The sequence below is a fragment of the Streptomyces sp. KR55 genome, assembly GCF_052245645.1.
Taxonomy (GTDB): Bacteria; Actinomycetota; Actinomycetes; order Streptomycetales; family Streptomycetaceae; genus Streptomyces; species Streptomyces flavusporus.
The window spans coordinates 1-10,597 of the sequence record NZ_JBQQCE010000352.1 but is presented as its reverse complement, the minus strand read 5'-3'; the positions used below and the strand labels follow the sequence as shown (position 1 = coordinate 10,597).

Genomic DNA, 10,597 nt, shown 5'->3' with positions numbered 1-10,597 from the left:
CAGGGGACGTGTCCCGATAGGGGCCTTCGCGACAGGCACCGTCACAGTCTTGACCGCCCCGGCCCGGCGACGGCCACCAGCACCCGAGGCGATCAGGAGACAGGCGACCTTGCCCAGCATCACGCAGTCCGCTGCCCCGTGTCACATCACGGCCGACGCCGCCGAGGAAGTCCTGCTCGGGGTGGACACCCACAAGGATGTTCACGCCGCAGCGGTCGTCACCGTGCTCGGCGCCACTCTGGATCGCCGGAGTTTCCCGGCGACTGCGGATGGCTATCGTCAACTCGTCGCCTGGGCCCGCTCGTTCGGCGTGCTGCGGCGGGCCGGAGTCGAGTGCACCGGATCCTACGGGGCCGCCCTGGCTCGCCACCTGCGCGTCGAAGGCATCGAGGTGACCGAGGTCAACCAGCCGGACAAGGCGGCCCGTCGACGTCACGGCAAGACCGACGCCGTCGACGCCGAGGCTGCGGCCCGCGCCGTGCTGTCGGGACGCGCTACGGCGGCGGCGAAGACGAGCGACGGACCGGTGGAGATGCTGCGGCTGTTCAAACTGGCAAAGGGCTCCGCGATCAAGTCCCGTACCCAGGCCATCAACCAGCTCAAAAGCGTCCTGGTCTCCGCCGACGTCACCCTGCGCGAATCTCTGGCAGGGCTGACCAACCCGCTCCTGTTCAAGCGGTGCGCCGAGCTGGAGACTCCAGATGCCTCCGGGCCGGCTTCGGCTGCCCGTGTCACGTTGAGGCTGCTGGCCCGCCGCATCCAGCACCTGACCGACGAGATCAACGACCTGAACAAGCGGATAGCCGAGGCCGTCAAGGTGAGTACGCCCGGCCTGCTCGAAGTCCACGGCGTCGGCCCGGACAGCGCCGCAGTCTTGCTCATCTGCGCCGGCGACAACCCCGAACGCGTCGACAGCGAGGCGTCCTTCGCCGCCCTGTGCGGCACCAGCCCGGTCGAGGCGTCATCTGGCAAGACCCAGCGTCGCAGGCTGAACCGTGGTGGTGATCGCCAGGCTAACGCCGCCCTCTACCGGATCGTCCTCAGTCGGCTGCGCTGGGATGGCCGCACTCAGGAGTACCTGCGGCGACGCCTTGCCGAGGGGAAGACACGCCGCGAGATCATCCGCTGTCTCAAGCGTTACGTTGCGCGGGAGATCTACCGGCTCATCGTCGCTCCGGGCCCCGCAGCCGACACTGCCGGGGCCGCTACTTGACATCTATAGGGGCATCAACGCCCTCGCCGAATCGTTCTTCCAGGGCCTGAAGCGCGAGTTGCTGCACGGGCGCCGCTGGACCTCGAAGGCACACACCCGGCTGGAGCTGTTCCGCTGGCTGGCGTACTACAACCGGCGCCGCCGCCATTCCGCACTCGGCTACCTCACACCGGTCGAGTTCGAACGGCAACTGATCACGTCACGTACGCTGTCACTCGTCGCATGAAACCCGGTGTCCACTCCCGGGGATCAACCTCAGCCGTCTGCGCCGCTCTCCACGGCCGCATGCGGCCACCACACGGTCCACCAGACCCGGCGGATACACCCAGGTCAACAGCCCAAGACCCGATAACTCCGGCACACCCTCGGCCACCGACACCACCCCCGAGACGGTCCCAGCAGACTACGCCCGCAAGTTAACGCAACGGCATTGGTACTAGGGCGTGTATCGAAAGTGCCTGGTGAGGATGGCGGGGAGCCCATTTGTGATCCAGAATGATTGGATGGTCACGCTTGAGACTCCCCGTTTGATCCTGCGTCGCTGGCGCGAGGAAGACGTTGCGCCCATGGCTGCCGTCAATGCCGACCCCGAGGTCATGCGGTGGATCCGTGACGGCAGCGTCCGTGACGAACAGCAGACTCGCGGCGGGATCCAGGCATGGGAGAGCGAGTGGGAGTCACAGGGCTTCGGCCTGTTCGCCGTGGAGATCCGGTCCACTGGCGAGCTGGCCGGGTTCACCGGCCTTTCGGTGCCCGACTTCTTGCCGGAGGTACTGCCGGCGGTTGAGGTCGGCTGGCGGCTGGGACGTTCCCACTGGGGGCAGGGCTTGGCCACCGAGGCCGCTGCGGCCGCTGTACGGTTCGGGTTCGAAGAGCGAGGGCTGGAGCGGATCGTCAGCATCACTCAAGTGGGCAACGACGCCTCCGAACGGATCATGACCAAACTGGGGATGCATCCGGTCCGTGAGACCGTCAATCCCACCTGCGGTCGGCGAGTACGGGTGTTCGAGTTGTCGTCGGACCAGTACGTCACAACCACTCGTTGATGGCGGCAACGAGGACGGTAGCCTCGTAGCGGACCGCGAGTTTGTCGTACCTGGTGGCCACGGCTCGATGTCTCTTGAGGCGATTGATGCCGCACTCGACCGCGTGCCGGGCCTTGTAGTCCTCCGGGTCGAACTTCGGTGGCCGGCCACCGCTGGGCCCGCGCTTCTTGCGGTTGCGGACCTGGTCGGCCTTGTCCGGAATGGTGCAGCGGATACCGCGACGCCGCAGGTAGGCGCGGTTCTTGCGGGACGCGTACGCCTTGTCCGCCTGCACCCGTCGCGGGCGCACGCGGGGCCTGCCGCACCCCAGTCGGGGCACCCGGATGCGGCCCAGTACGCCCTCGAACTGCGGAGAATCCCCGCGCTGCCCGGCCGTGATCCTGATGGACATGAGGACCCCTCCACGGTCCAGGTGACGGTCGCGGAGCGCGACTTCGGCGCGATCGGCTCGGCGTACCTGCGGCCCGACCTGCTGCACGCCCGCTTCCTCGACGCCGGAGCCGCCCCTGTCGGCCGTGCGGGTGTCGAAGGATCCGCGCGGAGCCTGGCAGTGCGGTGGAGCAGGAGCTCGCCGAAGCAGCGCTTCCCTACGCGTCCGCGGTGCCCAGCAGGGGCTGCCGGCCTCCGTCACCCACGTGTTGGCGGCCCTGCGCACCGCACTGACCAACGGCGACCCCGAAGCCCTTGCGGAACTCGGGCCCTCCCTCGCTGAGGCAGCTGCGGCGGCGCCGCAGCTGCCTCAGCGAGGGAGGGCGCCGCATCGCCGCCGCGCTGCAGGCGTACGGCACCGCCGCGTCCGCCGGCACCACGGGGCGGCCCGCCGTTGCCGGTGTCCGGCCCACCGCTGACCGTGGGCAAGTCCCTGACGTCGGCGAAGAAGATGACGGGGACGGTCTGGTGCCGGGGGATGAGGAGGACGAGCCCGAGGGAGCGGTCTTCCCCGCCCTGAGGATCCTCAAGGACGCGGTCGACCGCTCGAAGATGCACCCGATCCCGGTCATCCGCACCGAGGAACGCGACAGCGGTCCGTGGCCTCTGATCAGCGAGGACATGGACGGCGAGCCCCGCTGGGTCCACCCCGACGTCACCCTCACCCGCGTTCCCCACATCAAGGCGAACGGGAAGCGCGTCCGGCGCGACCAGCTCGACGTGCCCGACTCCTTCGGCGAGGGCGTGCTGTGCCTGATCGACCGTAACGGCAGCTACCCGTCCGCCTGTTCGGCCGTTCCCCTCGCCCCGAACAAGCTCCTGCACACCGGCCCGCTCCAAGCGTTCGACAAGACGAAGGCCGGGATCTACCTCATCGACATCCCGGCCTGGAACCGCACCGACATGCCGCACCCCCTGGGGCGGATCATCGAGCGGCCCGACGAGCAGGGTCGCGTGTGGGTCACCACCCCGCACATCAAGCAGCTCGAGAAACTCGTCCGCGAAGGCCACCTCGCCGCCGCGCCGACCATCCACGGCTCCTGGACCGGGAAGGCCAACGAGTCGCTCTTCAAGCCCTTCTACGAGGCCACCCGGAAAGCACGGACCGAACTCGTCCAGGTCGGCGGTGACCCCTACAAGGCGTACAAGACCCGCCTGTCCATCGCGCTGCGCCTCCTGTGGCCCAAGCGAGCGGAACAGCGGTCCCCGTTCTGGCGGCCCGACTGGCGCATGAGCATGGTCGCCGAGGCATCCGTCCGTCACTGGTCGGTGGCCTTCAGGGCCGTCCAGGACGGCCACACGCTCCTCGCCCTGCGCAACGTCGACGCGGCCGTCTTCTGGACGCCTCCCGGCACGTACCGGATCGGCACCGGCTTCGGTGAAGTGAAGGCCAAGTTCATCCAGCCCGGCGAGATCATCCCCGAGGGTGACGACTGATGGCCGGCCCTACAAGCCACGGCGGCTCCCTGGGTGCCGCCCTCAACGACCTCCTGCGCTCCCAGGTCACCCCCCGCCACCGGCTGTCCTCGTACACCGCCAAGCACTGGCACGCCCAGCTCAGCCAGCTCACCGCAACCCACCGCGGTCACCGGGCCCTGGAGGACGCCGGCCTCAACGTGACCACCAAGACCCTGATCAACTGGCTGTCCGACCCCGAGTACAACATCCGCCGCAGCTACCGCGACCTCATCCACACCGCCTACGAGAACGCCGCCATCGTCCCCGCCGACCCGATCCCCGACCACCTCAAGAACGGACAGTTCGAGATCAGCGGCATCGTCAAGACGGGCGACGACGAACGCGAGCGCGGCAACCGCCGGGCGGCACCGCTGCGCATCGACGGCAGCAGGGGCTACTGGGACGCGATCGAGGAACTCTGGCTGGCCGGCGAGCTCACCGACGACGAGTTCGAAGACCACTTCATCGACGACATCATCGTGGCGGACATCGGCGAAGGCACCGACGGATGGGAGTTCCCCGGAAGCGCGTACGCCGTCGAGCTCAGGTGACCCGGCGGCGCCGGTCTCCGGCAGCAGCGTCTGCTGACCCTTGCCCGGCAGGTCCTCGAAGCCGATGAGCGTCCTGGCCTCGACGAGGGCGTGCTCGGTGAGCTCCATCCGGGCCGTCTCCCGGCGGGAGGCCCAGAACTTGTGCCAGTAGCGAGTGGACGAGACCGACAGCAGACCGGTGCTGCGGTAGACGGACCGGCCGTGCGTTTCGTAGGCCGCCACTGTCCAGTGGACGGTGCGCTGTTCGGGAGTGAGAGGAGATGTGATCACGTCTGCTCCTGAGTCGGCTGGTGACCGTTTCAGGTTGCGGTGGCGCCGGTGGAGGCTGCGAGCGTCGCCGCTGTGGCGCGAGCCTGCGAGAAGTGACCACCCCATGCGGCGGCATGATGAGGATCGAAGTCGTCGCTGTGGCCGGCGAGTTCCTGCAGCGTCTTCCAGTGTCGGGTAGTGGTCGTCGGCCTCGAGCACGTGCCGGGCCAGTTCCTCCCATGGGGGCGGTCGAGAGCGGCCCGGGGACGTAGTGGCGGTGCAACCAGTTCACCACCTTCTTGCTCCGCCTGGGCGGCTCGGCATCCCACGGGAACGCGCCGATCGACAGTGAAAAGGGCATGTTGGGCTCGCGCACCAGGACGGAGCCGAGCATCGGGTCCGCGGCGATCGGGATGCGCGCGGTGACCGTCTCGGTCCTCTTCATCTGCGCGTACGACAAGGGGTGCGCGTGGTACCGGCCCAGGAGATCCTCCATGGCGGAGTCGGCGGTCCGCCGGGCGCGGCGGTCGTCCTGGCGGCGGGCGGAGGACGCCCGCCTGAGCCGTGAGGCGGCGCGGTGCAGCGTGTGGGAGCGGGGTACCGGCTTCCCGGGCGGCGTATCGCGGATCATGGGCAAGCTCCGTCGGTTACAGCGCGGGCAGCGGGTCGGTGTGGTCGTCGACGCCAAGGAGGAGCACGTGGTGTCCGACGGCCTCTGCGGTACCGTCGGTGACCCTCTCGACGTCCAGGCGCAGCCGGATGCGTCCGGCGCCTTCGCCGTTGGCGGCGAGATCGTGTTCCAGTTCGTCGTCGATGCGGTCCAGGGCGGCCTCGGCCGTGGCGTAGTCGGCCAGGTCCCGGGCGAGGAGCTGGCGGGTGGTGGTGTCGCGGAGCTGGTAGCTGGGCATCGGGGCTCGTCCTTCGGCGTGGGGTGATCAGGTGGTGGGGTCGGTGAGCCTGCGTGCCGCGTTCACCGCGCGCGACCAGACGTCGGGGCTGCCTCCGGGCTCGCGGGCGAGGGAGGCGGCGAGTCGGCTTCCGAGTGGGGCGGCGCGGCCGCGGGGCGGTGCTGGAGGGCGTTGCGTACGGCGTACTCCCAGGACCTCTGAGGCCCGCCGTACTGCACGCTGAGCTCCGCGGCCAGCCCCGGGTGGTAGCCGTCGCGGTCGATCGCCTCGGCGGCGAACTGCTCGGCGAGCTGCGTGGCGGTGAGCGGTTCACCGCCGGCGCGGGCGCTCAGCTCTGCCGCGAGGACCTCCTCGAGGGCGGAGGGCCGGCCGACGGGCGCCTCGGGCTGCGGCCCGAGGCGGCGGCCGGCCTTGCCGAGCTTGTCCCCGGTGCGTTTGCGGTCGAAGTCCTGCAGGTCGCCGACGCGGAAGTCGGGAATCATGCGGCCGGTGGGTCCCTCGATCTCGCCGACGGGCTCCGGGAAGTAGCCGGGATTCGCCTTCCGGTACTTGCGGATCACGGAGGGCCCGCTGAACTTCAGCAACTGGGCGGCTGTGTTGATGGAGACGATGGTCTCGGGGTCGAGCTGGTACAGCTCGGGGTCGGCCTTGAGGGCCTTGCTCTTCTTCTCCTTCTGGAACCACGTGTAGAAGGCGCGGAACTGCTGCTCGTCGTAGAAGTCGGTCCCGTCGATGCGCTCCTTCTCCGGGTGACGGTGCTCCTCCGGCTGCTCAAGCCGGATCTTGTACCAGCGGGCCGCATGGGAACTCACGTGGGGCGCGCTGGGGGAGCCGGGGGTGTTCGATGTACCGCTGCCCGTTCTCGTCCGGCTCCCTCGCCCGTAGGGCGGGTGTGGGGCAGTCATCAGGCTGTGTACCGCCGTGGAGCCGCGCGGGGTCAGCACCCGTTGCGTGTCAGCGCCGGGGAGCTGGGCCGGTGCGGCCTTCTTCGACAGCTGTCACACATCCGGCTGCAGTCTTGTCCTACTGAGGGACAGGGTGTCCCGAACTTCTGAGGGAGCGAACATGAAGCACGGATGGCAGGTCGTTGCCGGGATGCTGGATGCTTCCGGAGGCGGTGGGCGGGGTCGATGCCGGCGGATGGGGCGCCTGGAGGGCTGTGCGCTCCAGGCGACGGGCACAAGTCTGCCACTCAGGCTCTTACTCGCGCGACGCTTGAGCCGTCACTGCTTTACCGGCTCCATGTAAAGGGGTCCCGCGGCTCCAGGCGTGCCTCCAGCCCTGGTCGTCGACGGCGGGAACGGGACACTGCGCGATCAGAGCGGCGCACGCCCGCAAGCTCACCCAGCTCTGCGTTCCGGCCACCAGGGTTCGGTACCGCCAAATCCGCACGACTTCGTGATGCTGAACCTTGTAAGCGGCACCCAGTTGTCCCCGCCACCACTCGGGCCGTCCAGGTCTGCGCGAGGCACTGGGCACCTGACTGACCCCCGACCTACGGGGGCTTGTCTCCACCGTCCTTTCCCACAGGGCCACCCAAGGCCCGCTCAGAGCGTGACACGACGTAGGCCGACGTCGCACTCACGCACTCAACGCACGTAGACCGATAGCTGAGGCGCAATGACGACCTCGGCAAAGCAGTCCCGCGTACGAAGAGTTCACCCGCTATGAGTGAAGGTACCCATGACCGAGCAGAAGCCGACCGTGGTTCTGGTGCACGGCGCGTTCGCAGACTCTTCCAGCTTCAGCGGCGTGGATCCCGCCGCAGACGCAGACCTGGATGGCCGAGCGCGCCAAGGCCACGGTCTTCGAGGCCACCGCCTCGCACGCCGTTGGAGTGTCGCGGCCCGGTGACGTCGCGCGCCTGATCGACGAGGCCGCTCGCACCACTGCCTGACCGGGTCCCCGCCCTGCGCCACTTCGCCGGCGGCACCCACGGCGCTGACTGACTGCGCTACAGACCATTCCCGCAGAACCGGCCGGTCGATTGAGCCGGCTCGGATCCCGCACTACCAGAGATATGAGCAGAGCCGAACAGCTCTGGAAAGGTTCCATGATGAAGACCCCGATGAAGACTCCGTCCCGTCACCGCCGCGGCCGCCGTACCGCAATCACCCTCGTAGCGAGCGCTGGCGTCGCGGCCGCTCTCCTCGCCACCACGATCGGCACGTCGCAGGCCGACGAGGAGGCGTCCGCGTCCCGCTATCGCAAGCCGACCGTGGTTCTCGTGCACGGCGCCTTCGCCGACTCCACCAGCTGGAACGGCGTCATCGAGGAGCTGAAGGACGACGGTTACCCCGTGGTCGCCGCGGCCAACCCGCTGCGCGGGCTGAGCAGCGACGCCACGTACGTGAAGAACCTCCTGGACAGCATCGACGGTCCGGTCATCCTTGCGGGCCACTCCTACGGCGGTGCGGTCATCACCAATGCCGCCACCGGCAACCCCAAGGTCAAGGCGCTCGTCTACCTCGCGGGGTTCGTCCCGGACAAGGGCGAGAGCGCCAATGAGCTGGCGGCCAAGTTCGAGGGCAGCACGCTCCCCCAGGCGGTGCGCACTGTCCCGATCAACAACCCCGACGGCACACAGGGCCTGGACGTCTACATCCAGGAGCAGAAGTTCCACGAGCAGTTCGCCCACGATGTCTCGCGAAAGGTCACCGAGGGCATGGCGGTCACCCAGCGTCCGGTGACGCTGGCCGCCCTGGACGAGAAGTCCGGTGCACCGGCGTGGAAGAGCATCCCGGCCTGGGTCCTCGTGGCCGACGAGGACCTCAACATCCCCCCGAAGGCCCAGATGTTCATGGCCGAGCGAGCCGATGCCCACGTGAAGGAGGTGGACGCCTCTCACGCCGTGACGGTCTCTAAGCCGGATGTGGTCGCTGACTTTATCGAGGACGCGGCGCGGACGGTTCGCTGACGGCTCGCACCGCGATGTGAGGCCGGGTGGGCACTGTCACGGTGACTGACCGGGTGGGATGACCTTCTGGTTGGTCACGCTGCGCGGGGTCGTCCGTGGACAGTGCCCCGCAAAGCTCTGGCCGGTCGGCACGTGGCACCTGGACGAGGTTGTCAAGATCAATGGCGGGCTGTCGTACCTGTGGCGCGCTGCTGACCAGGACGGGACGGTGCTGGACATCCTCATGCAGGACCGTCGGGACAAGGCCGCGGCCAGGCGTTTCCTCCGCAGGCCGATCAAGAAGACCGGGACGGTGCCGCGGACTCACCGACAAGCTTCGCTCCTACGGTGGGGCCACCGCGAGTTCATGTCCTCGGTCGAGCACCGCTGTCACATGACCGCACCTCGAACCTCAGACACTTGCACACCCAACAACGTGACAGCGCCGGCCCATGGCATGGTGCGGCGCCGGCGCCGACATAAGTACACAGACCGCCATTGATTGCGATTCACCGATGAGCGACCACCATACTGCCCCGCCTGCCAGGTGCTTCCGGCCCCTGGTCCGGATGCGCCCCCGTGACCCCGACGAGCCGCACCGGGCCGCGACCCCTTTGGAGTTGCTGTTCGACCTCTGCTTCGTGGTGGCGGTGGCCCAAGCCGGCGTCCGGCTGGCGCATGCGATTGCCGAGAACCATCCCGTTCACGGGATCGTCGGATATTGTTTCGTCTTCTTCGCCATCTGGTGGGCCTGGGCGAACTTCACCTGGTTCGCCTCGGCCTACGACACCGACGACGTTCCCTATCGCATCGCGACCTTCGTCCAGATCTTCGGCGTCCTGGTGCTGGCAGCCGGCGTGCCGCGGGCCTTCGACCACAGCGACTACTCCGTGACAGTCGTTGGCTACATCATCATGCGGATCGCTCTCACCTTTCAGTGGCTGCGCGCTGCGCGCAACTCGACCGGGGCGGTACGGACCACGGCGCTGCGCTACGCGGTGGGACTCGTCGTCACCCAGATCGGCTGGGTCTTCGTGGCGTTGTTCCTGCCGGCCGGAGTCTGGCGGTGGGGATACATACTGATGGCCGCCGCGGACCTGTCTGTGCCCTCCTTCGCCGAGCGAAGACAGCGGACCAACTGGCACCCACGGCATATCGCCGAACGCTACGGACTCTTCACCATCATCGTGCTCGGCGAGTCCATCCTGGCTGCGACGGTGGCCGTGCAGACCGCGCTCGACGAGTTCTCAGCGATCGGCGAGCTGTTGCCCATCACCTTCGGCGGTCTCCTCATCGTCTTCTCCGCGTACTGGACGTATTTCTCCCTCCCCGTGCACGAACACCTCAATACCAGTGCACGGGCGATTCTGTGGGGCCAAGGCCACTACTTCATCTTCGGCTCGGCCGCGGCCATCGGCGCAGGCCTGGAGGTGTCCGTCGAGCTTGCCGTGCACAAGGCGCACATCTCCCAGACGGTCGCGGCGGCCGCCGTGACCGTGCCGACCGCACTGTTCCTGCTGGCGACATATCTGATCCACTCCCGGCATGCGAAAAGCGGACGTGCTGAGCATGCGGTGCTGCCGATCAGCACGTTGCTGGTGCTGGCCAGCACCTTCTGCGGCAGTTGGGCGGTGCTGGTGGCCGGGCTGACGATGGCCGCAGGGGTCGCCGTGGAAGAAGTCTTGCACTCCCGCCGTTGGGCGGCCCTCTCCAAAGTCTGAGAGGGCATTTGGTTTAGGTAGATCGCCCCGTATGCCCTAGTAGGTGCCTCGCCAGGTGGGTGTGGTCTCGTCCGTTATGCGCTTGGCGAGGTTGTCGATCGAGGCGAGGTGGATCATGGCTTCGGA

Annotated in this window: 8 protein-coding genes and 4 pseudogenes; 8 read left to right on the top strand and 4 right to left on the bottom strand. The window is 68.2% G+C overall.

Annotated features, from left to right (window positions below):
* The first annotated feature begins 145 nt into the window (after positions 1–145).
* The 3 genes and pseudogenes from ACTWQJ_RS36995 to ACTWQJ_RS36985 all read left to right on the top strand — a co-directional run bounded on the left by ACTWQJ_RS36995 (position 146) and on the right by ACTWQJ_RS36985 (position 2,259).
* Positions 146–1,213, top strand: a complete 1,068-nt coding sequence (locus tag ACTWQJ_RS36995) for an IS110 family transposase (protein ID WP_443310830.1) — start codon at positions 146–148, stop codon at positions 1,211–1,213.
* 16 nt (positions 1,214–1,229) lie between these two features.
* A pseudogene (locus ACTWQJ_RS36990) lies at positions 1,230–1,439 on the top strand (integrase core domain-containing protein); the annotation flags it as partial.
* Between the two features lie 277 nt (positions 1,440–1,716).
* Positions 1,717–2,259 (top strand): GNAT family N-acetyltransferase, encoded by a 543-nt coding sequence (locus ACTWQJ_RS36985; RefSeq protein ID WP_443310829.1) that lies wholly within the window; start codon positions 1,717–1,719, stop codon positions 2,257–2,259.
* Here the strand turns inward: ACTWQJ_RS36985 and ACTWQJ_RS36980 are convergent.
* Positions 2,243–2,656, bottom strand: a pseudogene (locus tag ACTWQJ_RS36980) (transposase); the annotation flags it as partial. The gene ACTWQJ_RS36985 and the pseudogene ACTWQJ_RS36980 sit on opposite strands and share 17 nt — an antisense overlap.
* Before the next feature lie 287 nt (positions 2,657–2,943).
* Here ACTWQJ_RS36980 and ACTWQJ_RS36975 point away from each other — a divergent pair.
* Together ACTWQJ_RS36975 and ACTWQJ_RS36970 are read left to right on the top strand one after the other, a co-directional pair.
* On the top strand, positions 2,944–4,125 hold the full coding sequence (locus tag ACTWQJ_RS36975; RefSeq protein ID WP_443310828.1) for a hypothetical protein: 1,182 nt from the start codon (positions 2,944–2,946) through the stop codon (positions 4,123–4,125).
* Entirely contained in the window at positions 4,125–4,697 is a 573-nt protein-coding gene (locus ACTWQJ_RS36970) for a hypothetical protein (protein ID WP_443310827.1), read from the top strand. The genes ACTWQJ_RS36975 and ACTWQJ_RS36970 overlap by 1 nt, the downstream gene beginning before the upstream one ends.
* An 896-nt stretch (positions 4,698–5,593) precedes the next feature.
* Here the strand turns inward: ACTWQJ_RS36970 and ACTWQJ_RS36965 are convergent.
* Positions 5,594–5,854, bottom strand: coding sequence for a hypothetical protein (locus tag ACTWQJ_RS36965; protein ID WP_443310826.1), 261 nt, complete (start codon positions 5,852–5,854; stop codon positions 5,594–5,596).
* Between the two features lie 62 nt (positions 5,855–5,916).
* Complete coding sequence (locus ACTWQJ_RS36960; protein ID WP_443310825.1) at positions 5,917–6,666, bottom strand: hypothetical protein; 750 nt, start codon at positions 6,664–6,666, stop codon at positions 5,917–5,919.
* A gap of 1,256 nt (positions 6,667–7,922) precedes the next feature.
* On the opposite strand from ACTWQJ_RS36960, the gene ACTWQJ_RS36955 reads away from it, so the two are divergent.
* From ACTWQJ_RS36955 to ACTWQJ_RS36945, 3 genes and pseudogenes are all read left to right on the top strand, one after another.
* On the top strand, positions 7,923–8,771 hold the full coding sequence (locus ACTWQJ_RS36955) for an alpha/beta fold hydrolase (RefSeq protein ID WP_443310824.1): 849 nt from the start codon (positions 7,923–7,925) through the stop codon (positions 8,769–8,771).
* 121 nt (positions 8,772–8,892) lie between these two features.
* Positions 8,893–9,138: pseudogene (locus ACTWQJ_RS36950) on the top strand (DDE-type integrase/transposase/recombinase); the annotation flags it as partial.
* Positions 9,139–9,319: 181 nt separating this feature from the next.
* The gene (locus ACTWQJ_RS36945) at positions 9,320–10,471 is read left to right on the top strand and encodes a low temperature requirement protein A (RefSeq protein ID WP_443310823.1); all 1,152 of its coding nucleotides are present in this window, start codon (positions 9,320–9,322) and stop codon (positions 10,469–10,471) included.
* A 36-nt stretch (positions 10,472–10,507) separates the two neighbouring features.
* Here the strand turns inward: ACTWQJ_RS36945 and ACTWQJ_RS36940 are convergent.
* Positions 10,508–10,597: pseudogene (locus ACTWQJ_RS36940) on the bottom strand (IS5/IS1182 family transposase); the annotation flags it as partial.